The organism is Chitinophaga eiseniae, assembly GCF_900167135.1.
Lineage (GTDB): Bacteria > Bacteroidota > Bacteroidia > Chitinophagales > Chitinophagaceae > Chitinophaga > Chitinophaga eiseniae.
This window is the reverse complement of sequence record NZ_FUWZ01000001.1, coordinates 1,287,814-1,311,134: the sequence shown is the minus strand read 5'-3', so window position 1 is coordinate 1,311,134 and position 23,321 is coordinate 1,287,814. Positions and strand designations below refer to the sequence as shown.

Sequence of the window (23,321 nt, the reverse complement as noted above, 5' to 3'; positions counted from 1 at the left end):
TTTATAAAATGCGAACTAAATTTTATGCCATGCCACTAAGTATTTATGGCCTCATGAGATCGGGATAAAGTCGCAGGTATAGTTCTCCTGCGAATGGATTTTTTCCGTACAACCCGTGCAAAGCTTTTTCATTGAAGAACATGCTTCCCTGCACGCCTACCGCCAGCCTCGTCCGCATTACTTTCAGCAGGTCATAGCTAACGCCGCCGGTCAGTGCATGGACGCCGAATAAATTATCTGCGCCATACTGTGCCGCATCAAGGTCCAGCTCTTCTGTTGATTTTTGTACCCATTCATACCGGGTATAAACAGCCACGCGTTTTATATTTAACGCACCTTCCAGCAGCAGCGCGTTTTCACCTGTATGGCCTTTGCTCTTGTTCAACCCCCAGAGGCCGGTAATGTTCAGGTGACTGTTTTGCTGTAATGGCAGGCTAAAAATAGCGGACGCAGTAGTGCGGTTAATATTTTCGTCGGGATGCAGCAGCTCCGGACTTTTAATATGCCCATGCGATACCTGTAAGGCCCAGTTACGGGAAGGGTTATACGACAACCGGCCGCTCCAGGAATCGAACCGCATTTTGTCAAAGTTATAGCGGTTTTCATCCGGTTCCCTGCCGGTGAATACGCTCCCTTCCAGCTTAAAATCATGCAGTCGCACCCCCAGCGTGGCCACGCCGAACGTAATGTGCGTGCCATCGTTCCAGTGATGACTGATCGGCGCGTCGGGGTTGTTCATGGCCGATGGCCGGTGCATAAAAGCTACGGAGCCCAGCGCAGGCTCTCCCGGATAACCGAAGCTGGCGTAAATGTCCGCGTTTTTGGAGAGTGCATGGGAATAACCCACAGAGAGCCCGGAGAACAGGTCATGCGGATGCTGCCGGTCCACCAGCGGCTGCCCTTTCCAGCTTTCGCCCGACTGAAACAACAGCGGGTAACCTGCCCCGCCTTCTGTCAGCCGGTCAAAGGAGAGCATTACTTCATAATGGAACAGCCCCCTCCTGCCCACCTTCCGCTGCGCCATGAGCATAAACCAGTTCGGCGCGTCAAACTTATCCCCTCCCCTGACGCCTTTACGGCCAATGTCCTGGTTCGTGTACCGCAGAAAGAGATTGCCATGTACCATATACATCCATTTACGGGAGTGGAACATATAACCATACATGGGAGATGCATCAGGCAACCAGGAGGTGCCTGAGCCGTTTCTGTTCATCGGCAGGTTCAGCGAAAAGGAATGGTTCATGGGCATCTGCATAGCGCCCATCTTTTCCGGAGACCGGGTGGTATCCATCTTCATCCCCTTGTGATGTTCGTGCTGGGCTATCGCCGGCTGAAAGATCAGGCAAACACAGGTGATCGACAACAACAGGATTTTCATAACAGGTATTTTTAAGCATTGCACAATAACAATGCCCCGGTATTTGTTATGCTTCCGGCTGTTGAAGAGAAATAACTATCTTCACTTTATGCAACCCGCTGAAATATTACAAAAGCACATCGCCCAAACTGCTACCCTGACACCGGAAGAGCATGCCTATGTCTTTTCGCATTTTCAACCGGCCGCCTTTAAAAAAGGGCAGACCGTGATCCGCGAGGGCGACAAGGTGGAGCATGAGTACTTCGTGCTTTCCGGTTGCCTGAAAGCCTTCTATATCAATGACCAGGTCAAAATGCATATCCTGCAGTTTGCCATGCCTACCTGGTGGACCTCCGACTATCACGCTTTATATAATCAGACCAGGGCTACTATCAACGTAGACTGTATTACCGACGCAGCACTGCTGATGCTCTCCAACACAGACAGGGAGAAGCTTTGCCGGGAGATACACCAGGTGGAACATTTTTTTCGCTGGCGTACCAACAAGGGTTATGTGGCCGCACAACAACGGCTGCTTTCCTTTATGAACAACGACGCCAAAACACGTTATGAAGAACTGCTGCAACTCTATCCACAGCTGCACCACCTGGTCCCCAAACACCTGATCGCCGCCTACCTCGGCGTATCCCGGGAAACCCTGAGCCGATTGTATAATACCGTTAAAAAGTGATGTAGGTCACATCATTCACCCCGGAATCCGGTGTTACTTTGCATCAAAACAAACACACCTGAAAATGAAAACACAACAATTCGACATCGCTGTTACACAGAGCAATATTGACTGGCTGGGTAAAAAAGTGACCGGCGCCCATAACGGTACCATCGACCTGAAAGAGGGAGCGCTCCAGTTGACCGACGGTCAGCTGACAGGCGGAAAATTCACCATCGACACCACTTCCATCAAAATTCTGGATATCGCAGACCCGGCTACCAACGCGCAGTTTGCAGAGCACCTGGCATCCGATGATTTTTTTGCCATTCAGCATTATCCCGAGGCTTTCTTCGAGATCACTGCCGCCAGTGGAAATAACATCGAAGGAAACCTGACCATCAAAGGGATCACGCACCCGGTGGGCTTCACCAGCCAGTTGCAGGTAGCCGGGGACACGCTGACCGCCACCGGAAAAATCATCATCGACCGGACATTATACAACATAAAATACCGCTCCGGAAATTTTTTCAAAGACCTGGGAGATACCCTGATCTATAACGATTTCGAATTAAACGTAAGCCTGACGGCAAAGGCCGTCTCATGAAAACTTTTGTCATAACCGCCTTATTGTCCTGCTGGTGGTGGGATGCGCAGGCGAAAAAAACGATGACCATGACCACAGCGCAGGAAGACTCCCTTGTTATCTCACAGATACTGGAGGAGTATTACTTTAAAGGCATCTATACGGGAGACGTGCCGCAACTGAAAAAGATTTATCATCCCGGCACGCTACTTTTCGGGGATGTAAAAGGACAGCCGTACGCCAAAACGCTGGCGCAGTACCTGGATGGCGTACAGCACCGCCAGTCACCCAAAGACTCCGGCAAGCCTTTCAAAGCTGAAATACTGGAGGTACGGGCTGTCCGCTCCATTGCCGTGGCGGAAGTCCGCGTAAAGATGTATGACTTCCATTACCACGAATTTCTCTCTTTTCATAAGATCGACGGACAATGGCTGATCGTCAGCAAGATGATCAGCGATATCCCGGAATAAATTTATCATCATGTGGAACAACACCCGCGTAACACAATTACTGCAAATTGACTATCCCATCTTCCAGGGACCTTTCGGCGGCCGGTTCTCTTCTCCCGAACTGGTGGCCACGGTGTCCAATGCAGGGGGACTGGGCGGCTACGGCGCTTACACCCTCAGCCCGCAGGAAATCAGGGAGACAGACCAACAAATCAGGGCGCTCACCCCCCGGCCCTATAATCTCAACTTGTGGGTATCCGACGCCGACGCACCGGGCAGCCCTGTCAGCGATGCGGACTATGCGGTGGCGCAGGCGGCATTTAAACCTTATTTCGAGGCGCTGGGACTGCCTTTTCCGGAGAAGCCGGCGCCTTTTGAATCACGGTTTCAGAATCAGCTGCAAGCCGTACTGGATATCCGGCCTAAAGTATTCAGTTTTGTCTTCGGCGTTCTGTCTGCCGATGTCATGGAACAATGCCGCAGGGCCGGCATCATCACTATCGGCGCCGCCACTACGCCCGACGAGGCGGTGGCGCTCGAAGATTCCGGTGTAGACATGATCATCGCTTCCGGGTTTGAAGCAGGTGGTCACCGACCGTCTTTCCTGGCGCCCGCAGAGCGCTCCCTCATGGGAACTTCCGTGTTATTGCAGCTGGTACGGGAAAAAGTGAAGGTGCCTGTCATTGCCGCGGGAGGCATTGCTGACGGCCGGGGAGCAGCAGCGGCGTTACTGTTAGGCGCAGAAGCCGTACAGATAGGCACCGCTTTCCTGGCCTGCGATGAATCCAATGCCATGCCCATGCATAAGCAACAGCTGTTTTCCCCTGCTGCCAAACAGACTACGCTTACCCGCGCCTTCACCGGCCGGCTGGGACGTGGCCTCGTCAACAGCATCAGCGAAGACCTCACAGGGAAAGAAAATGCCGTATTACCGTTCCCGTTACAATCCACACTGATGTCTTCCCTCCGTAAGGCGGCTATCGACCAGCAACAGTGGGACAAAGTCTTCTTCTGGAGCGGACAAATAGCCCCATTGCTCCGGCACCGGAAAGCAAAGGCGCTGATGCAGTCGCTCATCAGCGATACCGCCGCCTTCTTTGAACGGCCGGCAACGACGCTCGCTTAAAATCCTTCGTCATGCAAACATCCAAAGTATGGTATATCACCGGCGCCTCACAAGGGCTGGGCCTGAGCCTTGTCAAACAACTGCTGCACGCCGGTTACCGCGTAGCAGCCACTTCCCGCAATGCGGGACTGTTACAGGAGGCTACAGGTATTATCGACAAAACCCGTTTCCTGCCGTTGACCGTAAACCTGACCAACCCCGACAGCATTGACGATTCCATCAGGCAAACCATTGCCGCCTTCGGAAGAATAGATGTAGTGGTGAACAATGCCGGTTACGGTATGGCCGGCACCGTGGAAGAGGCCCGGGAGCAGGACATCAGGGATATCATCAATATCAATGTGGTGGCCGCGATAGAAGTGACCAAACGGATATTGCCACTGCTGCGGGAACAAAGAGATGGTTATATTATCAACATCGGTTCCGTGGCAGGATTCGCCGGCGCTCCAGGGTGGGCCGTCTATTCCGCTACCAAAGCAGCGCTGGCCGCTTTCTCAGAAGTGCTGGCCCTTGATGTCGCTGAATTTGGTATCCGTGTCACGGTAATAGAACCGGCAGGATTCCGTACGGGATTCCTGACAGAAAATTCACTCAGCTATACAGCGCCGCGGATAGCCGGGTATGAAGCGGTAAGAAAGACACAGGAAAGATATCTCGCCATGAATGGACGGCAGCCCGGCGATCCGGAAAAAGCGGCGGCTATTTTTATAGCGCTGGCAGAACGCCCCGATCCGCCGCTGCACTTATTCCTGGGCGAAGATGCGTACCTCCGGGCCGCCCAAAAAATAAACGATATGTCCGCAGAACTGGAACAATGGAAACAAACCACTATTTCAGCGGATTTTTAATCTCAGCCATTGATGGTTAGTTGATTCCTATAGGCAGCCCGCATCGTGTTGTCCGTCACCACCCGGTTTGCCGCCTCGCCTTTGGCAGCCATCTCTTCATAAAAACGTTTAGCGCTACCCGTTAACTTTTGTTGCAGGAGATAGTTGTCGAAGGCTTTCTGTGCCAGTGCAGTGGAACCAAAGCAGCAAAGAAAGTCTATGGGCAGGTTCTGATGACGGGTATCGAAATGTTCGTTAAATGCGACACCGTTGGCCACCATGAACTGTACCGCCTGATCCGTGTCTTCAAACAGATCAACCAGCGGCAGCGCATAGGCAACAATCAGTTCACACAATTTCGGGATCACATTATCCTGGTTGCTGGCAGCCATATTCCAGTCCTGCGCTTTATTCTTCAGCGGTGTCAGGTTTTCCAGCCTTGTCGCAAAGATGGTCCCCGTGGCATTCTCCTCCTGATGCCGTTGTAGCTGCCATTTTTTCAATTCACCGGAAGCGACGCTCAGATAGGGCCATAGCATAACCCCGCCGTTCCAGTTTTTTACGCTCGACTGAAAATGGATATCGAGATATACTTTTTTATTGCGGGTGGTCTTCCTGATCGTCTGTGCTTTCTGCATAGGCTTAAAGCCGTGTACTGCCAGCTGTTCCGAGATTTTCGTACAGGCGGCCAGGAATATGTCTCTGGTTTTTGTCTCCATCTATATCAATAATATCAGCTCCTATAAAAATAATGTACGCTCCGCAATTATCAGCATAAAAAACTATATTGACACCATGCGTATCTACACAACATTCCTTGACCAGACCGATCATACGTTTCTTTCTCCGGAGGTGGTAACGGAAATGATCAGTCGCCTTCGTCCGGAAGAGCTGGAATATGCTAACGGCGGTTACTTTGAATACAGGATGAAGGACGGCGCAGCGATTATCCTGTTTTTCGTTGCCCGTACGCCTGATCAGTTTTCTTTCAGATATGACTATAACGTGCCCGACGCCCGCAACGGAACGGCGTGGTACAGTGTAACGGACGCGCATACCCGCACCGTTATCGATGCCGGCGACGAGCAATATGTGCCGCTCGTTTCTTTTGTAAGCCTGCCTGTAGCACTGGAAATTGTTATGCAGTTCTTCCGGCAGCCAGAAGAAAAGTCCGCCGCTGCCAACTGGCAGCAGGCCGATTTCTTTGACTGGCCATACTAATATATTTTTTGCAACTCTGTTTCATTTTTAAAATACATCCCCTATATTTGCTGTATGCACCCAAAACCATTTGACATTACCCGCAGACTACTGGCCTTCTTGCTGATGGCCCTGCTGGTGTTTGTGCAGATGGTAAAACTGTTTCACCATCATCCGGCTAACGGCCAGGGTTATATGACGCTGCATCACGGGCTGCAGGTGCAGACATCGCATGCCTGCGACATCTGTGACTTCCAGTTGGCCAAAGATGCTACCGTTCCCGACTTCCTCTCCACTCCGCAGCTACTATCCACTCCATACATTACACCTTCTCTTTTCACAGCTGACGGGCATCCGGGCGTACAATCCGTGCAGACCGGCAGGGGGCCTCCTTCCGCGTGATACCCTCTCACGACACACTTCCTTTTCTGTTTCATTGTACCCACATCGCTGTAACTTATGCTGCAAGCTATTGCGTTGACCAAAACATTTGGCGGGCATACCGCGCTGCATGCGCTGGACCTGTCTGTCGCCAAAGGTGAAATTTTCTGCCTGCTGGGGCCTAACGGCGCCGGTAAAACCACCACTATCAGTTGTTTTCTCGGCTTCCAGGCGCCCACCTCCGGGGAGGCGTTGGTAAACGGTATCCCCGTGTTCCGTCAGCCGCAGGAAGCGCGGCGGCATCTAGCGTACATACCCGAGACCGTTACCTTGTACCCATATCTGAGCGGGCTGGAGAACCTGGTCTTTTTCCATTCGCTCACCGGAGAACAGCTATCCCCAAAAACGGCCATCCGCCTATTATTGGATGCCGGTTTACAGGAATCCGCCGTTCACCGGCCGGTACAAGGTTACTCCAAAGGGATGCGGCAGAAAGTAGGCATCGCCATCGCTACCGCCAAAAACGCAGGCGCCCTGCTGCTGGACGAGCCCACCTCCGGGCTGGACCCCAGCGCCAGCAATGAGTTCTCCGCATTACTGCGGCGTTTCAGCCAGGAAGGCCGTGCCGTACTGATGGCCACCCATGATATCTACCGCGCCAAAGAAGTGGCCACCCGCATCGGTATCATGCGGGACGGGCATTTGCTGACAGTTATGGACGCCGCCGCTACAGATCACTACACGCTGGAAAACAGCTATATGGAGTACATGGAAACATCTACCTGGTAATCAACATCCTGCTATGTTCAGAACAATTGCCATCAAAGAATGGCACATGGTGCTGCGTAACCGCACCATGGCCGTCACCCTGTTGTCTGCCCTGATCCTGTCCGGCATCGCCGCAGCCGGCTCCCGCCTGCTGTACCGGCAGGAGCAACAACAACGGGACACCGCCAACCGGCAGTTCCGCCAGCAATGGGAGCAACTGCGTGCAGATGATCCGCACAGCGCGGCCCATTTCGGCACCTATATCTTCAAACCGCTCACATCGCTGAGCCGGTTCGATAACGGACTGGAATCTTTTACGGGTAATTCTCTGCGTGTAGAAGCGCATGTGCAGCACCAGATGGCCACGCCACCCCTGGGCCCCGGCGATGTATACCTCCGCTTTGGCGCCCTCACCCCCGCAACAGTACTGCAACTGTTTTTTCCATTGTTACTTTTTTTCCTGTGCTTTAACAGTTATACGCAGGAAAAAACCAGCGGCACCCTGCGGCTACTGCTAATACAGGGCGCCACTCCCCGCCATATTCTCCGCGGCAAAGCGGCAGTATACCTCGGCTTTATGACCGCGTTACTACTGCTCTCGATGCTTTTGTATTTCCCGGCCATGGCCACCATCCACAACCTGCCACGTATATTCTTCCTCGTGCTCGGCTACGGCTGTTATGCCGCCATCTTCGTCCTGCTCGGCCTCTGGCTCTCCGCTGTAGCCCGTAACGCCGGCCAGTCGCTGTTACTGTTGTGCAGTATCTGGCTATGCTGGCATATACTGCTGCCCCGCCTGGCGGCGGCCACCGGTGAAGCGCTCTATCCGCTGCCCTCCCAACCTTACCTGCAGGAAAAAATTGATCAGGCCATCAAAACAGGTATCGACGGCAACGATCCGAGAGATGCACGCACCGCACGTCTTGAAAAATCCATCTTACAACAATATAAAGTCAGCTCCCCCGATCAGTTGCCTGTGAATTTCGACGCTCTCCGCCTGCAGGCGGACGAAAACTATACACAACGGGTATACGAAAAATATGCGGCCATGACTGACAGCCTGATACGGCGGCAGAACAGCGTGCAGCATTACCTCGCAGCTGCCGACCCCTATCTTGCCATCAGAAGTATCTCCATGGCGCTCTGCGGCACCGATTACGAACACCAGTATCATTTTTACCAGGCAGCGGGCGCTTACCGCAACCGGTTTATCCGCCGGCTGAACCAGGCCATGGCTTATGGCGATGAGCAGGGCCAACAGCTGTATCAGCACGCAGAAACATTCCAATATAAACCACCTGCCACGGCACAGGTGCTCCGCAGGCTATGGCTACCGGCACTTTCGCTGCTGCTGTGGCTATTGATCAGTATTTCACTTTTAAACCGCGCTGCCAGACATGCATCGATTTAATAAATACCGGTCCGTAGCGCTGCAGGAGTGGCGCTTACTATGGCGTACCAGGCTGTTACCGGTCATCGCCGCCATCCTGTTGCCCGCCGCGGCAGTAGCCTTGTACTATGGCCACGCGGTATCTGTAAAACAACAAACGGCGGTCGACAGTCTGCAACAGCACTACCAACAACAGCTGATCACCCTGCGCCACCAGTTGCAGGCCGACACCACCATCCCGCAGGGAAAAGCCGCCTACATCGCGGCCGCCTGGCCCATCGTTGCCGATCACCGGCTACATGCCCACACCTGGTATCCCCCGGCGCCTGCAGCGGTATTGTCTGTCGGCATGAGCGATCTCGCCAAATATTACTACCCCATCGCTGTTAAAAGCAGCTATGCGCCTGCGGAAGAAAAAATCAGCAACCCGCTGCAACTGGCTACCGGCAACTTCGACACGGCCTTCCTGCTCATCTATCTGCTTCCCCTGCTGGCTATCTGTATGAGCTATCACCTGCTGGCACAGGAGAAAGAACAAGGCACGCTCTCCCTGTTGCTGGTACAGCACGGTGCGCTCACGGGCCTGCTGCTGTTACGGCTATTGATACGTTATCTGCTCCTGCTGACCGCCATGGTACTTATCTGCACCATCGGTATGGTATGGGCTTCCGCCGGACAGGGGTTCCCCTGGCTGGCATGGGCCGCCTGGACCGGCGTAGCCGCCGTCTGGCTGTCTTTCTGGATGGGGCTGATCTGGTTTGTCATCGCATGGAACCAGCATACCACCACCAACCTCGTATCGCTGTTCAGCCTCTGGCTGTTGCTGCTGATTGTATTACCAGCCACTTACAGGTTGATGACCCATCGGCCACAGATCGATGATACCGCCACCAACGCCTCCGTGCAGCGGGAACTGGAATGGGACACCTGGGACCTCCCCAAACGGCAGCTGCTCGACAGCTTTTATCAGGCGTATCCGCAATACCGCAACGCAAAGGCCTACGATACCGGCATGACCAGTTCCCGCCATGCGATGGCTTACTATTCGCTGGTAGATCAGCGCATGCAGCGCCTAACGGAGGCACAGGAAACCGGCAAACGTACAGCACAGCAACAACTGGACGCCTCGTTAAAATATAACCCGGCCGTATACACGCAATGGTTGCTCAACAGCATCGCGCGGACAGACATCTCCGATTATGATCATTTCCGGGAAGAGACACGCCGCTTCCGCGACGAATGGAAAACATTTTTCTATGAGCGTCATTTCCACGACCAGCTGCTGGCGGACAACGACTACCAGTCATTGCCCGTTTACCATCCGTCGTACAACCCGGACAGCCCCGCCCGATGGCGAAGCGGCATCGGATACCTGCTGTTGCTGACCATCACCCTGCTTTGCGCCGGGACACTGGTACTCAAAAGAAAATTGAATGATCTCCATAAAATATGAACATGTATAAAACATTACCGGCATTGATAGGTTTTAGTGCCATCACCCTGTACAGCTATGGCCAGCACCAAACCGACAGCCTCCGTAAACAACGGCTGCAGGAAGTCATTGTGCTGGATAAAAAGAAAAACATGAAAGCAGACAGCATGGCGCCCACCTTACGGATGGAAGGCCGGTTGCTGGAGACGCCGCAAAATATCACCAGTGTGCCCGGAGAACTGATCCGCGAACAAGGCGGCCTGGAAATGAAAGACATCGCCCGCAATGCCAGCGGCATCAAGATGGGCTACAACAGTTCCGTCTTCGACGCATCCACCACAATTATGGTAAGAGGTTTCGGCGCGGTCACCTATGTGAACGGTATGCCCCAGCGCAGCACCATGGGCGCGCTGATGGACGATGCCGCCATGATAGAAAGAGTGGATTTCATCAAAGGCCCTGCCGGTTTCCTGCTCTCCTCCGGAGAACCGGGCGGCAGCATCAACATCACTACCAAAACACCCGGGTCCTTGCGTACCCGGCAAATAGAAGTGGCGGGCGGCAGCTTCGGCCTGCTACGTGTATCCGCCGACGTGGGCAGCGCTGTGCAGGCAAAAGGGCTCTCCTATCGGATCAATGCTGCCTATCAACAGCAGCAAAGCTTTCAGGATTTCATCAAAACGCGTAAATACATCGCTTCACCATCTATACAATATAATTTTAAGCCCGGTACTTTCCTGCTGGCAGAATATAATCTTATCCGCATGACCGCTAATGGCGGCAGCAGTGTTACCCAGGTGGGCACAGATGAAGATGTACTGAAACACCGCATCGGCAACAACTACGCCGGCGATCCCAATTTACCGCAGTCTTACACCATGTCGCAAAGCGCCAGGCTGCTGTTTTCCCACCGGTTCAACCACCGCTGGAAAATGACGGTACAGTCGAAGTATACCGTTACGCCCAGTGTTGCGTGGTCGCTGCTGTCGGACAATTACTCTCCCGTCAATTTCGACGGCACCAACGTCACCCGGCGCTTACCCCAATACAGCGAAATCACCGGCCGCGTGATGGCAGCGCAGGCATACATCAACGGCACTTTTAACACAGGCCGCGCCGTAAGCCATCAGCTGGTAGCCGGCATCGATTACAACTACAGTAAAGACGAATTCTCCGTGGCTTACGGACAATATTCCTTTGCTTTTGACCGCAACCATCCGCAGTATGGTCTTCCGACAGACAGCGTAAAAACGTTGGGCAAACCAAGGCTGATTCTCCGCGAAAACAACTGGTGGTCTGCCTTTGTATACAACACTACCCGCGTACATCAAAACTGGCTCTTTAACTATGGCGGCCGTTTTACGTTTAACATGCCCGTTACGACCAATGCAAAGACACCGTTACGGAATGAAACCGCTTTCTCTCCCCGGCTGGGCATTACCCGCCTGTTCGGCGAAAACACCAGCGTATACGCCATCTACGACCAGTCATTCATTCCCCAGTCGGGCGCCGACTTTGCGGGCAACAACTTCAAACCGTTACGGGGCAACAGCTTCGAAGCAGGCGCCAAACGCGAATGGTTCCAGCGTAAGCTGATCACCACACTGGCCGGTTATCACATCATCAAAAACAACCTGCTGGTGTCTGATCTGCAGCACCCCGGCTTCAGCCGGCAGATAGGACAGGCCACCAGTACAGGCGTGGAAGCGGACATCATCGGAAGACTGTCCGACCGCTTTACCGTGTCTGCCAACTACGCCTATACGTATGCCATCACCAGCAAAGACAGTCGCCCGGAAAACGAAGGTACCCGCCTCGCCTTCACCCCCGAGCAGATGATCAATACCTGGGTGCAATACAGCATCCCTGTGAAACAGGCCAGGCTGCGTATCAGCGCAGGACAAAGTACCGTTACCCGCACCGCCACCTATACACCCGACGTGTACCTGAAAGGCTATACGAAACTGGATGCCGGCGTAGCCTGGGATGCCGGCCGCTGGTACCTGCGGGTGATCGCAGATAATCTCACCAACAAAAGATATTTCTCCAGTGGCGACATTCTCGTCGGCTCCATCCATGAGGGCGTAAAAAGCTACTACTACATAGAAGGAGCGCCGCTTTCATTCAAAGCTTTTGCCGGCATAAGACTGTAGCCCTGAAAACTATTTGCGCGCAAGAAGGGGATAAGCCGAAACCCCATAACAGTAGGCATTAACTATCAAAAACACTATTTTATGAAAGAGCAATCCAACAATCTCCAGCTGAGCATCGACGATCTGAAAATTGACAGCTTCGTTACCAGCCTCGACAACGAAATGAACATGCGCCTCGCCGGCGGGCTGGCAGGCCAGAGCCACCCTACGCATACCCTGCAGACAGACGATGAGCACCACCTGTGCACTACCATCATCTGCTAATGGTATACGAACGGAAAACAACCAAAAGGCCGTCTCCCCTGGGGACGGCCTCTTGGTTTAAATGCGATGTAACGGATCAGGGTTTTCTATCCCACCATAACCACGTGCCGCCATGGTCTGCTCCGCCCAACAGGACTATGGCCTTTTGCACTTCCGTTGCGTTGGTATTATACTCAATGAGAAAGGCAACCGTCTGATTTGTTTTTTTGGTATCGATTAATCCATTACTGTAGTTCACTACCACCGGAAACACTTTGGGATAACCGGTACGCCTGAATTCGGACCAGGCCGCCCCCTAAATAAAAGGGCGCCTCTTTCATGCCGGTCGGATGAAATATTGCCTTGACAGAGAAAGCGTTTGCGCCACAAGGGTAGTGACGGCCTGTTCCCGGTCCGCCGCGTTAAAGCAGCGCACCAGTGTTTCTTCCAGGGTATATCCGCCCTGCAAATGATCAAAGATCGCGGCTGTTAGCTTTCCTACGGGGAAAACCGCCACGCCGTATTCGTGGTTTTGTAATAAATAATAATATTCACCTGCTGTTGAATCCACCTCCTGTTGGTCCCACTGCCAATGCGTGCGGCACAACCGCACCTGCGCTGTCACAGTCCACTTCAACTGTAACAGCACTTCCGTTGCCATCTCCGGGAGGTGTCCTGCAATTTCTTTTCTCCTGGTATAGTATAACCATCCCCTGTGTTCTTTCCAGAGGGCGGTACACTGCTGCTCAAAAGCAAAAGCGTCCGCCACCTGCGGCCGGCTTTCTTCCGGCAGTGCGGTCACCGCCTTGCAGAGCACCGTCTCCAGCATACCAATGTCCTGCGCATCCGGCAATGCCCATCCGGTGGCTATCAGCAGCCGGAGGGTATGCGGATAATATTTTGAAAACAACCGGTGCTTCACTTCCCCGGTGGCGTACAAAGGCGACACATGGCTGTTTGTACGGATTACCGGATGTAATACCGTATCCTCCCGGAAGGGCATCAGCACCGATACCAGCATATATCCCACACCGGACAACCCGGAAAACAAACCAGCATCCTGCATCATCGTAGGTACGTAGCTGTTATACGTCCCCTGTTCCTCGTAATAACGGACCGCCTGCAACGCCAGTGTCTCTGCTTTTTGGCGTAATGCTGGTTGCCGCAAAGCTGCTGCCGCCTGCAGCAGAAAAAAAACGATACCGCCGTAACCACTGCACAGGGTAAAGTCGCCCCGCTTCAGCTGCTGTGCATCGTCCAGCGAACGCTGAACGGCGTCTTGCAGCTGTGCCAACCATTCAGCACGCGGTTCCTTTCTATAGGCAAACAACCGGGCTATCCCCACGCCAGCCGCGCCATGCGCCCATGTATTAGTAGCGGCGGCATCTTCCCGGAAACGGCGGATATCCCAATGAAAAAAATTTTCCCGTTCGATACTGGTGTTGGTCAACCGCAGGTCCAGCCAGTTACGCGCTGCCGGATCATAATACTGCATTTCATAATCCAGCGCCTGCTCCGCCAGGTATTGCAGCCCTTCATCGCGGAAGCAGGCAGCTACCTGCATCCAGGCATAGGCCATGCCCGAAGCGCCGTGGGAGAATCCTGTCAGACAGTCGTAGCTCATCTTCACATGCCCCCATCGCAAGCCTTTCGGCGCCGCCCGCGCCTGTTCTATCAACGTATCCGTCAACGAGCGGATCAGCGGCAGAAGATGCTCCTCCTGCGTATGTACATACAGGTAAGTCAGCACAAAAAGATTCCCGGCATGACCGCTTAACCAATCGTCCTGTACCACCCGCTGTTGTATCCCCTCTTTGAAATGCGCCGTCAGCACAACGGCGCGGTCCAGGTAACGCGACTGCCCGGTAACCTCGTACAGCTTAATACACAGGTACAACAAACCGGTGGCGCCGGTACAGAAAGTGTAATACTGCTGCTGTACGATCTCCGGATGGTATAACAGGGTATCCGCGGTCGTTATACACACCTCCAGGTAATGCTGCCCGCCGTAGTGCTCATACAATCTTAAATAAAACAGGATGACGCCGGCGCTGCCGTTAAACAGGTCCGTCTTTACAGCAATGACATCCGGCTGCAGGGCTGGCAGCACCGCTGCGGCTATCCGCCTCACTTCCGTGTCTATGATCAGTTTGTCAGCGGATTCCATAGATATGTTCCAGGCATTTGCAAGTGAAATACATGATATAGGCTTCATCGTGGTTCGCTACGCCGAGGCGATTGTGTCCCATATGCAGAAAACTGCGGGCGATGACGCCCAGCTGCTCCTGCTGAATACCGAGCTGCTTGTACTGCGCAAAGACGTGGCTGTTGCCGGCGGCAAAAGCCTGCAACGTCTCCGGCACATTTCCGTTCCACAGCTCCGTAGCTGCGCGTGTCAGTGCCGGGGCATAGAAGGCAAAGCGCTCCTCCATGCGTTGCAGGAAATAAGCCTCCTGTTGGGCCCTGTCCTCCTGCGGAGCATACAGCCGCGGCAGCCACCCTTGTATAAAACGGCGGCAGATGTTCAGCGTATGTTCCGGCGTTTCCCGCAATGCCTGCAGGGTTATTACATTCAACCTGATGGCGTGCATCAGGGCGGAGGACGGATCAATCCGGTTGATTTCCTTCAGCACGTAGGCAGAAGAAAAACCAAACTGTTGCTCCGCCAGCGGCATCGTTTGCTCGTTACCGTAACGACTGGTCTCCCGCACGTACGGAATATATTGCAACGTGTCGTTGGGCTGCAGCTGCTGCGTGGGAAAGGCTTTCTCCCGGCAGGAAGGATAAGCTGTAAAATAGGCCTGTGCTGCGTCTTGCAGCAGCCGTCTTATTTCGGTCAGGCTGCCGGGTGCTACGTGTAACCGTAAACGAATATGCTGTCCGCCTTCCCGGTAACGGATAAAAAAATACGGACATCCCGTCTGCTGTACCACAGGGCCGACCAGTAGTTGCAGTAGCCGGTTAAGATCAGCGGCATGAAACAGGTGTACAGATAACCAGTTACTTTCCATAGGTTAGTATTGATACCAGTGAAGCATATGTTCGGTGACGGTGCCGTGCTCCGAAACGTCCGGCAATACCTCCTCAAGGTAAAGCTGTTCTCCCGCCCGGCTGAGCATCTTCCTGAAAACGGCTACCAACAACGGCTGTACAAAGCTGATATACTGCGGTTTATAGTCATCCCGGTGCAATTGTCCTTTCTTTGCCGCTACCTGCAGGTAAGGTGATTTCAGGAAAACGAACACGTGCTGCGGCAGCTTCTCCGCGATTCTCCATCGCTGTAACCGCAGAAAATATTCCGCATCAGTTTCTGCACCGGCTGGTACAGGAACAGCTGCTGTGCTGACCAGCCAGCCCCTCCTTCTCAATACAAGACGGTCTTCAAAAACGATGCGGGGCAACGGTTGTACCGGTCCGGCTGCAGCATAATGCAATGCGTACCGGTGGTCCGCAGCGGCAATAAAGCTCCGCAGCGGCACTCTTGTTTCCGGGTTAAAATGCGCCAGCAGCCGGTAAAAATGAGAACGGTTGTAAAAAGACTCGAGACAAAGATCGAAGGTATACACCGGCTTGTCACGCACCGTATGCCATAACTCCAACCGGCGGGAGACCGGATCATACTGCACCACAATATCCTTCAGGGATATACGCTTTTCCGGGGGATAATTGTTGCTGCCGCCTGGTATGGTAATTTCATGCGCCAGCAGCGGCGGGTGTATGTTCGCGTTAAAGACAGAGCCGTCGTTCAGTTCTATCATCAGGTGCCCAGGCTGCAGCGCCGTATTCCACGACCGGAAGGTGTCGGTCACCGCAGGATCGAAGAGATGCAGGAACCTGCCGGCCACTTTGCCCATACCGGGCAGGAAAGCATTGACGACGCCCATGAGCGGCGCGGTGGTTTCCGGATAGAAAAGCTGCACGAACATACCACGGGAGAGCGGCGCTGCCGGCATGGTAGCCTGACCGAAGACATCCACCACATCAGGCTTTACGACGAGCTGTATCGTTTCCGGTATATCCATGACCGTTATCCCTCCTGTATCGTGTTGTTGTTTTTTGACGTGGAGATAATAAGCGTGATAAAAATCTGTCACTGCCGGCCGTTGCGCAACATCATACTGCCGGAGGAAAAAGTCGCGCATACGGTCACGCTCTTCCTGCAACAGATCGGACCCTGCCAGCAAGGCGCAAAAGCGCTCCGCCTTTTCTGTCAGTGCCTGCACCTCTTCCGGCAACGTATCTACGGTAGATGTGCTGGTATCTTCATAAAAAATATCAGCCGGCTGAAAGCTCCTCGGCGCAAAATGATGCACCTCAAAGGCCGCATCCGCCGCAGAGGTGGTGACACTATCGGGCAACGCCGCTTCTGTTTTCAACTGATGCAGCACGGCATTGAGCGCCGCGGCGCATGTTTCCAGCAGTCGCGCACGGGTGGCCACATCTGCGACGGCATAAAAGCCGCGGTTCACCTGCAGCACGAGCAGCAGCTCCCGCAGCGCCTTCGCCGCCATATGCTGCGTGCTTCCGGAAAGAAAATCAGTGAGCGCCCTGTCCCATTCCGGGTCAATACCTGAGCAACCGATACCCAGTTCCAGCAGGCCGCTGGCAGACAACTTCAGCAAAAACGCCTTGATCTGTTCCCGCGGAACGCCCGGCATTTCTCCTGCCAGCGTATCAATGAGAGCGGCCAGCGTGCCCGGCGCCGTCAGCCGCTGATACAACCACAACGCCACGCTCCGCGCCGGCAGGCGCTGAAACGCCTCTACGTTAAAATAGTTGACCAGAAAATGCAGGTGCGTTTCATCCATAGTGACGGTATCATTCAGGGTGACCGTCATCAGTTCATTCAACACCGGATGGTGGACCAGCAGGCTGCGGAGATAAGTAAACAAACTGTTGTTCAGCCGGACGTTACTGATGATGGCCGGTGCGGTGTCTGTGGCCGTTTGCATGGTGCTGACGCCCGTATAGGTAAATGTGCTGAAAGGCGATGTTTTCGCCGCCATCCGGGTAATATAACGGAGCAGGCTATACTCATTTTTCAGCTCCCGCGCCTTGAAAGCGGCCGGATCTGCCTCCGCGAAATGGTCCAATTGCCCGTAGAGCACAGGACTGGAAAGCAGGATACCTTTGCGCAGGGCTTCCTCTCCCGACCAGGCCTGCAATTGGCGCCGGTGCTGCTGCAGCTGCCGGTTGTAAAATACCTGCCATGCCTCACGGTCCTTTTGTTGCTGCATAAGCGATTCCCGGTAACGCAGCATTGGCCCTGACAGATATTCCACCGTCTCTTCCGGCGGTTTCCGGCCATTGTACACCGCCCGTTTCCAACGCAGCAGCAGTTGCCGGGTATCGTCATCAGCGGCGGACTGTATTGCCTGAAACAAGAGTTCACAGAGCCGCTCCTGTTGTTGCCGGAAATCCTGCGCCGCTATGTCCGCAGCGGCAAGGCATGCATCCGTCTCTGTTATCTCCAGCGCTTTAAGCGCCGGGAAAGGCATAGCCGCATAGCGGACCAGTGCATAAGGGAAAACTTTCAATGTCATGTAGCGATTATTTACCCAGCTCCAGCTGGTTTTTTACCAATTGATAGTAAGCGCCCCTGCTGGCGGACAACCCGTCATGGGTACCGCTTTCCACGATAGCGCCTTTGTCCATCACCAGTATCTGATCGGCATGTTTCACGGTACTCAGGCGATGCGCCACCACCACGACGGTCTTGCCGGTAAAAAACTGTTCAAGGTTACGGAGGATAGCGCGTTCGTTGTGGGCGTCGAGAGAATTAGTAGCTTCATCGAGAAACACGATGGAAGGGTTGCGGTAAATAAGGCGTGCCAGCAGCAGCCGTTGCACCTGGCCTTCGCTGAGGCCGTAGCCGTCTTTCCCGATCAGGGTTTCATAGCCGAAAGGCAGTGATATAAAAAAATCGTGTATGCAGGCCATCCTGCAGGCTTCATAGAGGCGATCGTAGTTCTTCGCGGTATCACCGGCAAACACATTGCCGGCGATCGTATCGCGGAACACGTAGCCATCCTGCATCACCACGCCGCAATACCGGCGCCATGATTGGGCGGAAAAATCCTGCAGAGGCATATCTTCCAGTAATATCTCCCCTTCCTGCGGCGGATAAAACTTCAGCAGTAATTTCAACAGGGTGGTTTTGCCGCTACCGCTCATCCCTACGATGGCCGTTACTTTACCGGCAGGGATCAGCAGGTTGACATTGCGTAGTACCTGGGGAGAATGCCGGTGGCCATAACGGAAAGAGACGTTCTGTAAGCGTATATCCTTTCCGGTGACTGCGCCGGCTGTGAGTTGCCGCAGGTGAGGCGTATCTTCATCCGACTCCTGGTGCACCTCCGCCATCCGTCGCAGACTGAAGCGGGTATTTTGCATGGCGCGGATAAAATCCGACAGCTGCGCCACCGGCGCACTCAACTGGCCACAGGTGTAAGTCACCGCCAGCATAGCGCCCAGCGTCAGCTGACCGTTGACCACCAGTACGGCGGCAAAACAGGTCACCAATACGTTACGGGTTTCGTTGATGAACGACGATACCCCCTGCACCAGCTGGTCCAGCCGGAGGCTTTCCAGCTTCACCGAGATCGCCTGCTCCTGTATATCTTCCCACTGGTGTGTCTTGCGGGCCTCGCTGCCGGTCAGCTTTATTTCCTGCATGGCGCCGAACATCTCCAGCAGCATGTCCTGGTTGGCTGACAGTACGCCGAAACGTTTCTGGTCCAGCCGGCCACGCCGCTCCCGGAAAGCATGGTTCCACCATATGCCCGCAGCGCCACCCAGCATAAACAATGCAAACACCTGCCAGTGGTAATACAGCAGCAGAACACCCAGTACCAGTATGGTAACGACAGACAACGCGAAGCTCACCAGCGAAACGGTGAGGAAGTCTTCCACCCGCTGATTGTCTGTCACCCGCTGCATATTATCCCCCGCCTGACGGTTATCGAAAAAAGAAAGCGGCAGCCGCAGGAGCTTATGAAGAAAAGCTTTCAGCATGGCCGTGCTAACGCGGGCGCCTACGCGCAGCAGCAGCCGCGCGCGGACAAACTCCGACAACATGCGACCGAGGAACAGCGCCAGCTGGCCGGCGCCAATCAACAGTATCAAGGAGAGCTGCCTGTTCTGAATGCCTTTATCGACAATAGCCTGCGTCAGTAGCGGCGTTAGCAGGGCGAAGCCGCTGGCCAGCAGCAGTGTCATCAGCACGGGCGAGAGGCTTTTACGGTGTGTACGCAGATAAGGCCACAGCGTGTGCAGCGAGGCTTTTGTCTCCGGAACTTCCGGTGCCGCATAAAAGGCTGGGGTAGGCTCGAGGAAGAGCGCGCGGCCATCTCCCGAAGCAGGGTCCAGCTGCCAGGCGGCCATAAATTCCGGCAGGGAATACCGGCTTTGCCGCCCCAATGCCGGATCGGCGATGTATGCTGCTGTTTCTGTGATACGGTACAACACCACAAAATGTTGTTTGTTCCAGTGAAGTATACAGGGCAACGGCGCTTTTTTCGCCAGTACGGTGAATGGCAGCTCCGCCGGCAATGTCTTAAACCCCAGCTGCTCCGCCGCCCCCATCATGTCTGCAAAGGTGACGCCCTGCCGCGATATGCGGCAGGCGTTGCGTAGGTGCTGCAACGGATATACGCGGCCATGATGCGCCGCTATCATTTTCAGGCAGGTAGGGCCACAGTCCATGGCGTCTGACTGCCGGTAAAAAGGGAAGACTTTTTTCCTGAACACTTTTTGAAACATTGTTGCAATTTAAAGATAATTAATAATTGCAACAACGTTTCAAAAACAAAGAAATTAAAAAGGTACCGATCGTATACAGAAATGTCCGGCAAGTCGCTGCCGGATAGTGTCTCCGTTAATTTGTATATTCAGGGAACAATCGATCTGCTTTACCCTCAAAATAAGCACCATGGACAATCCTTCACCCTCCCGTCAGCGCTCATGGGCGTGGCTTTCCGTATTAATATTTCTCTTTAACCATGTTGCGGCAAATGACGCATATGCACAACGGCCCATCCCCGTCTACAGGGAATTTGCGATTGGCGAAACACATGAGATATCGGGCATCTGCCTTGGTTGCGCAGTCGAAAGCCCGGAGAAAGCCGTAGGCAACAACACGCAGGATTGTTCCGTCTTCAAAATGGGCCTGGCAGTATTAGGCAGCATCCGGCAAACGCTGATTTTTAAACACAGGACCATCGACCGGTTCACCAAACTGAGCATCGGTATCGGCACCGGGCATACGCGCCTGTCAGTCCGGCTGTTGGGCCAGGTATCTGTGGAAACTTTTTCCGGTGATACGTCCAACAATGATTCCAGGCCGGTAGATGTCCGCATGTTGAAAATCTACGAAGACTCCACCAAAGGAGAGCTGGAGTTTATTACTTCAAAACCTTACGACCGTGTCAGAATAACGTTGAACGGGGGACTGGCGGACATCAATGATGAATTGCGGGTGTATTTTGCCGATCAGACTTACGGCGACTTCTCCCTTTGTTATGGGCCCCATTTTGCGGGCGAAACACTTTATTACTCATTTGACGGCGATAGCAAAGACTTTATTTCCGGGAAGGATCTGACCAGCACACTGCTACCCACCTACCAGGATCATATGCTTTGCGGACGACAAGGCCTCAGCGTTATACCTTGCCTTGAAAATACGCTGCAGCATACACTTGCTCCCTGGAGCCTGGGGGACACCGGCACCGTAGGGTTCTGGGCACGTATTGACCGCCAGGCTTTCTGCAATGAAACACCGAAGCTTCGTGTAGAGGTGCCGCCATTGTCGATTACACTCACCGCTGACTCCGTCACCGCCTGTAAAACAGGGTTGGGCTGCAAAACGTCCCATGTGGACAACCCCGGTGGATTAAACCTGTTTGTCGTCACCACCATACCGGCAGCCACCAACCCCATACGCTTATTTATCAATGGAATAGAGGCGCCCGTTCCCCTGGAAGCACGTAACACGCCCCCGCTGGATGGTCATCTTAAAGTCTCGCTCAACCAGGCGCAAATTGATGAAATGATCGTTTATAAGAAGGTACAGTCGTTCCGTACTATCAGGAGCTGGTATACGGATAATTGCCTGCAATGCCAGGTGTCCCCCCTGCTCGCGGCCACACATAAAGCCAGCCTGCAACCATCGGCCGCCACGCCCGGATTGTACCCCAATCCGACTACCGGCAGGGTTACTATTGGCGGTGATGCGACGGTAAACGATGTTGAGATGGCCGTTAAAAATGCTGCTGGCATGGAGGTATACCGGACACGGATCAGCACGAAAACGTTCGAATTGCCGTCATCGTTGGCCAACGGCATATATATGATTACATTAACAACAAAGGACCACAAGGTTCATACTTATAAAATAGTGCTTTCAAGATAGATAACAAGAGCCTCCGAAGAGGCTCCTGCTGTTTTATTTTCCGTTTGCCGTCAATGCAATCCTGTACAGCGTTCCGGCGGCCGTCACTGCATATACGGTATTTTCTTCAGTCACCGGCGTTGTGGCAAAAGGCGCCAGCTGATATAGTTTCTCCATCACCGCCAAGGTCGTGGAGAACAATGCGCCGTCAGCACCGGCGGCCAGGTGTTTAAAGTTAATCCGCCCATCCCCGTCGAGCAGTTGTGCTGCCAACTGTTTCCGCCCGGGCGTATCGAAGGTATCCACCTGGTTCCAGTCATTGGTGTTCAACAGGTAAAGCCGGCCGGTGAAATCTCCGTAGCAGAGTGCAGTACCAGACAATGCCGGCGCTCCAAAGACATACCCTCCTCCTTTATGACGATGCAGCTCCTTCCCGGTGGCAGCATCGATATCCAGCATCAGGTAACTGTCGGATGTTCCCACATATACGTGTCCGTTAGTCACCACAGCGGCGCCCACGATCCATGCGTCACCGGCGCTGTACTCCCATCGTTTGTTGCCGGTATGGAGGTCCAGGGCATACAGGCGGGCATCCCTTGCGCCGATGTACACCGTGTTGCCGGCTACGACCGGCTGCGCCTGTATTCCTTCCAGCACATGATGATATACCGTATCTTCTTTGGTTTTGAACTTCCATAACTGTTTGCCGGTAGCGGCATCCAAGGCATATACATAGGTGTCCCAGCTACCGGCCAGCACGATTCCCTGCGCACAGGTTACCCCCGCGTGTACCGGTCCGCCGGTATTAAATTTCCAGCGCAGCTTCCCGTTGTTCTTATCCAGCGCGTAGATACAGCTGTCGCTGCTGCCAAAATATACGGAGGCTCCGTCTGTTGCTGGAGAAGACAGGTACAGATCATACTGGTCTTCCATATACATCGTATCCGGCTTCATGGTCCATAAGCCTTTAGCGCCGATCCGTTTTTCGCCGCCGGTGCGGAATTTCCAAAGCTGTTTTCCGTTACGCGCGTCAAGGGCGTAATAATGGCCGTCGTAACTGCCCATCAACAGCAGGTCACCGGAGATGACGAGGTGCGTGGCAATACCGCCGGAGAGGGCACCAGACCATTTGGCGGCGCCTGTCTTTTTATCCACCGCATATACGCGGCCACTCATCCCGGCAAACAGGATATTGTCTTTATAAATCACCGGTGTGGAAAAAACCTGCTCCTCTTTGTGCGAGAGCTGGCGGGCATCGCCAAACCGATGCTGGGCACACAGGGTATGACAGATCATCGCCGGCAGCAGGATTGTTAAATAGTATTTCATGAGGTTAGTAGATTGTAGTAAG

At 53.8% G+C, this 23,321-nt stretch carries 20 protein-coding genes and 1 pseudogene; 13 read left to right on the top strand and 8 right to left on the bottom strand.

Annotated features, from left to right (window positions below; genetic code table 11):
* Nucleotides 1-43: 43 nt before the first annotated feature.
* Nucleotides 44-1,378: a hypothetical protein gene (locus B5D63_RS05480; RefSeq protein WP_078667720.1), complete on the bottom strand. Its 1,335-nt coding sequence runs from the start codon at nt 1,376-1,378 to the stop codon at nt 44-46.
* Between the two features lie 88 nt (nt 1,379-1,466).
* Here B5D63_RS05480 and B5D63_RS05475 point away from each other — a divergent pair, with 88 nt between their 5' ends.
* The 5 genes from B5D63_RS05475 to B5D63_RS05455 all read left to right on the top strand — a co-directional run bounded on the left by B5D63_RS05475 (nt 1,467) and on the right by B5D63_RS05455 (nt 5,036).
* Nucleotides 1,467-2,048, top strand: a complete 582-nt coding sequence (locus B5D63_RS05475; RefSeq protein WP_078667719.1) for a Crp/Fnr family transcriptional regulator — start codon at nt 1,467-1,469, stop codon at nt 2,046-2,048.
* A gap of 64 nt (nt 2,049-2,112) precedes the next feature.
* A complete protein-coding gene (locus B5D63_RS05470) occupies nt 2,113-2,634 on the top strand; it encodes a YceI family protein (RefSeq protein WP_078667718.1) in 522 nt (173 codons plus the stop codon).
* Nucleotides 2,631-3,083, top strand: a complete 453-nt coding sequence (locus B5D63_RS05465; protein ID WP_078667717.1) for a nuclear transport factor 2 family protein — start codon at nt 2,631-2,633, stop codon at nt 3,081-3,083. Before B5D63_RS05470 ends, B5D63_RS05465 begins: the two co-directional genes overlap by 4 nt.
* Before the next feature lie 10 nt (nt 3,084-3,093).
* Nucleotides 3,094-4,188 (top strand): NAD(P)H-dependent flavin oxidoreductase, encoded by a 1,095-nt coding sequence (locus tag B5D63_RS05460; RefSeq protein WP_078667716.1) that lies wholly within the window; start codon nt 3,094-3,096, stop codon nt 4,186-4,188.
* 11 nt (nt 4,189-4,199) lie between these two features.
* The gene (locus B5D63_RS05455; RefSeq protein ID WP_078667715.1) at nt 4,200-5,036 is read left to right on the top strand and encodes an SDR family oxidoreductase; all 837 of its coding nucleotides are present in this window, start codon (nt 4,200-4,202) and stop codon (nt 5,034-5,036) included.
* A 2-nt stretch (nt 5,037-5,038) separates the two neighbouring features.
* Here B5D63_RS05455 and B5D63_RS05450 read toward each other — a convergent pair whose 3' ends face one another.
* On the bottom strand, nt 5,039-5,734 hold the full coding sequence (locus B5D63_RS05450) for a DUF4304 domain-containing protein (RefSeq protein WP_143312772.1): 696 nt from the start codon (nt 5,732-5,734) through the stop codon (nt 5,039-5,041).
* 76 nt (nt 5,735-5,810) lie between these two features.
* Between B5D63_RS05450 and B5D63_RS05445 the strand changes: the two genes are divergently transcribed.
* The 7 genes from B5D63_RS05445 (at nt 5,811) to B5D63_RS05415 (ending at nt 12,603) form a co-directional block, all read left to right on the top strand.
* Nucleotides 5,811-6,236, top strand: coding sequence for a hypothetical protein (locus B5D63_RS05445; protein ID WP_143312771.1), 426 nt, complete (start codon nt 5,811-5,813; stop codon nt 6,234-6,236).
* Between the two features lie 54 nt (nt 6,237-6,290).
* Entirely contained in the window at nt 6,291-6,617 is a 327-nt protein-coding gene (locus B5D63_RS05440; protein ID WP_078667712.1) for a hypothetical protein, read from the top strand.
* A 57-nt stretch (nt 6,618-6,674) separates the two neighbouring features.
* Entirely contained in the window at nt 6,675-7,385 is a 711-nt protein-coding gene (locus tag B5D63_RS05435) for an ABC transporter ATP-binding protein (protein WP_078667711.1), read from the top strand.
* Between the two features lie 13 nt (nt 7,386-7,398).
* Entirely contained in the window at nt 7,399-8,775 is a 1,377-nt protein-coding gene (locus B5D63_RS05430; protein WP_078667710.1) for a DUF3526 domain-containing protein, read from the top strand.
* Nucleotides 8,762-10,207 carry a DUF3526 domain-containing protein gene (locus B5D63_RS05425; protein ID WP_078667709.1) on the top strand — a complete coding sequence of 482 codons (1,446 nt, stop codon included), beginning with the start codon at nt 8,762-8,764 and terminating at the stop codon, nt 10,205-10,207. The genes B5D63_RS05430 and B5D63_RS05425 overlap by 14 nt, the downstream gene beginning before the upstream one ends.
* 2 nt (nt 10,208-10,209) lie before the next feature.
* Nucleotides 10,210-12,339, top strand: a complete 2,130-nt coding sequence (locus tag B5D63_RS05420; protein WP_159455901.1) for a TonB-dependent siderophore receptor — start codon at nt 10,210-10,212, stop codon at nt 12,337-12,339.
* An 81-nt stretch (nt 12,340-12,420) separates the two neighbouring features.
* The gene (locus B5D63_RS05415; RefSeq protein WP_078667707.1) at nt 12,421-12,603 is read left to right on the top strand and encodes a pinensin family lanthipeptide; all 183 of its coding nucleotides are present in this window, start codon (nt 12,421-12,423) and stop codon (nt 12,601-12,603) included.
* Nucleotides 12,604-12,679: 76 nt separating this feature from the next.
* On the opposite strand, the pseudogene B5D63_RS35690 reads toward B5D63_RS05415, so the two are convergent.
* From B5D63_RS35690 to B5D63_RS05390, 5 genes and pseudogenes are all read right to left on the bottom strand, one after another.
* Nucleotides 12,680-12,880 (bottom strand): annotated as a pseudogene (locus tag B5D63_RS35690) (SusD/RagB family nutrient-binding outer membrane lipoprotein); the annotation flags it as partial.
* A 39-nt stretch (nt 12,881-12,919) separates the two neighbouring features.
* A complete protein-coding gene (locus B5D63_RS05405; protein ID WP_159455900.1) occupies nt 12,920-14,749 on the bottom strand; it encodes a lanthionine synthetase LanC family protein in 1,830 nt (609 codons plus the stop codon).
* Entirely contained in the window at nt 14,736-15,593 is an 858-nt protein-coding gene (locus tag B5D63_RS05400) for a thiopeptide-type bacteriocin biosynthesis protein (protein ID WP_078667704.1), read from the bottom strand. Before B5D63_RS05400 ends, B5D63_RS05405 begins: the two co-directional genes overlap by 14 nt.
* Before the next feature lie 3 nt (nt 15,594-15,596).
* Nucleotides 15,597-18,125, bottom strand: coding sequence for a lantibiotic dehydratase (locus tag B5D63_RS05395; RefSeq protein WP_078667703.1), 2,529 nt, complete (start codon nt 18,123-18,125; stop codon nt 15,597-15,599).
* Nucleotides 18,126-18,132: 7 nt separating this feature from the next.
* Nucleotides 18,133-20,343: a peptidase domain-containing ABC transporter gene (locus B5D63_RS05390; protein ID WP_078667702.1), complete on the bottom strand. Its 2,211-nt coding sequence runs from the start codon at nt 20,341-20,343 to the stop codon at nt 18,133-18,135.
* Between the two features lie 169 nt (nt 20,344-20,512).
* Between B5D63_RS05390 and B5D63_RS05385 the strand changes: the two genes are divergently transcribed.
* Nucleotides 20,513-21,991, top strand: a complete 1,479-nt coding sequence (locus tag B5D63_RS05385; RefSeq protein WP_078667701.1) for a T9SS type A sorting domain-containing protein — start codon at nt 20,513-20,515, stop codon at nt 21,989-21,991.
* Nucleotides 21,992-22,024: 33 nt separating this feature from the next.
* Here the strand turns inward: B5D63_RS05385 and B5D63_RS05380 are convergent, their stop codons facing one another.
* Nucleotides 22,025-23,299: an outer membrane protein assembly factor BamB family protein gene (locus B5D63_RS05380; protein ID WP_143312770.1), complete on the bottom strand. Its 1,275-nt coding sequence runs from the start codon at nt 23,297-23,299 to the stop codon at nt 22,025-22,027.
* Nucleotides 23,300-23,321 lie beyond the last annotated feature (22 nt).

Coding starts and splice junctions, on each gene's coding strand:
- B5D63_RS05465 (WP_078667717.1), top strand. CDS start 2,631: ATGAAAACTTTTGTCATAACCGCCTTATTGTCCTGCTGGTGGTGGGAT.
- B5D63_RS05435 (WP_078667711.1), top strand. CDS start 6,675: ATGCTGCAAGCTATTGCGTTGACCAAAACATTTGGCGGGCATACCGCG.
- B5D63_RS05405 (WP_159455900.1), bottom strand. CDS start 14,749: ATGGAATCCGCTGACAAACTGATCATAGACACGGAAGTGAGGCGGATA.
- B5D63_RS05430 (WP_078667710.1), top strand. CDS start 7,399: ATGTTCAGAACAATTGCCATCAAAGAATGGCACATGGTGCTGCGTAAC.
- B5D63_RS05385 (WP_078667701.1), top strand. CDS start 20,513: ATGGACAATCCTTCACCCTCCCGTCAGCGCTCATGGGCGTGGCTTTCC.
- B5D63_RS05420 (WP_159455901.1), top strand. CDS start 10,210: ATGTATAAAACATTACCGGCATTGATAGGTTTTAGTGCCATCACCCTG.
- B5D63_RS05440 (WP_078667712.1), top strand. CDS start 6,291: ATGCACCCAAAACCATTTGACATTACCCGCAGACTACTGGCCTTCTTG.
- B5D63_RS05390 (WP_078667702.1), bottom strand. CDS start 20,343: ATGTTTCAAAAAGTGTTCAGGAAAAAAGTCTTCCCTTTTTACCGGCAG.
- B5D63_RS05450 (WP_143312772.1), bottom strand. CDS start 5,734: ATGGAGACAAAAACCAGAGACATATTCCTGGCCGCCTGTACGAAAATC.
- B5D63_RS05380 (WP_143312770.1), bottom strand. CDS start 23,299: ATGAAATACTATTTAACAATCCTGCTGCCGGCGATGATCTGTCATACC.
- B5D63_RS05415 (WP_078667707.1), top strand. CDS start 12,421: ATGAAAGAGCAATCCAACAATCTCCAGCTGAGCATCGACGATCTGAAA.
- B5D63_RS05445 (WP_143312771.1), top strand. CDS start 5,811: ATGCGTATCTACACAACATTCCTTGACCAGACCGATCATACGTTTCTT.
- B5D63_RS05400 (WP_078667704.1), bottom strand. CDS start 15,593: ATGGAAAGTAACTGGTTATCTGTACACCTGTTTCATGCCGCTGATCTT.
- B5D63_RS05425 (WP_078667709.1), top strand. CDS start 8,762: ATGCATCGATTTAATAAATACCGGTCCGTAGCGCTGCAGGAGTGGCGC.
- B5D63_RS05470 (WP_078667718.1), top strand. CDS start 2,113: ATGAAAACACAACAATTCGACATCGCTGTTACACAGAGCAATATTGAC.
- B5D63_RS05460 (WP_078667716.1), top strand. CDS start 3,094: ATGTGGAACAACACCCGCGTAACACAATTACTGCAAATTGACTATCCC.
- B5D63_RS05455 (WP_078667715.1), top strand. CDS start 4,200: ATGCAAACATCCAAAGTATGGTATATCACCGGCGCCTCACAAGGGCTG.
- B5D63_RS05480 (WP_078667720.1), bottom strand. CDS start 1,378: ATGAAAATCCTGTTGTTGTCGATCACCTGTGTTTGCCTGATCTTTCAG.
- B5D63_RS05475 (WP_078667719.1), top strand. CDS start 1,467: ATGCAACCCGCTGAAATATTACAAAAGCACATCGCCCAAACTGCTACC.
- B5D63_RS05395 (WP_078667703.1), bottom strand. CDS start 18,125: ATGACATTGAAAGTTTTCCCTTATGCACTGGTCCGCTATGCGGCTATG.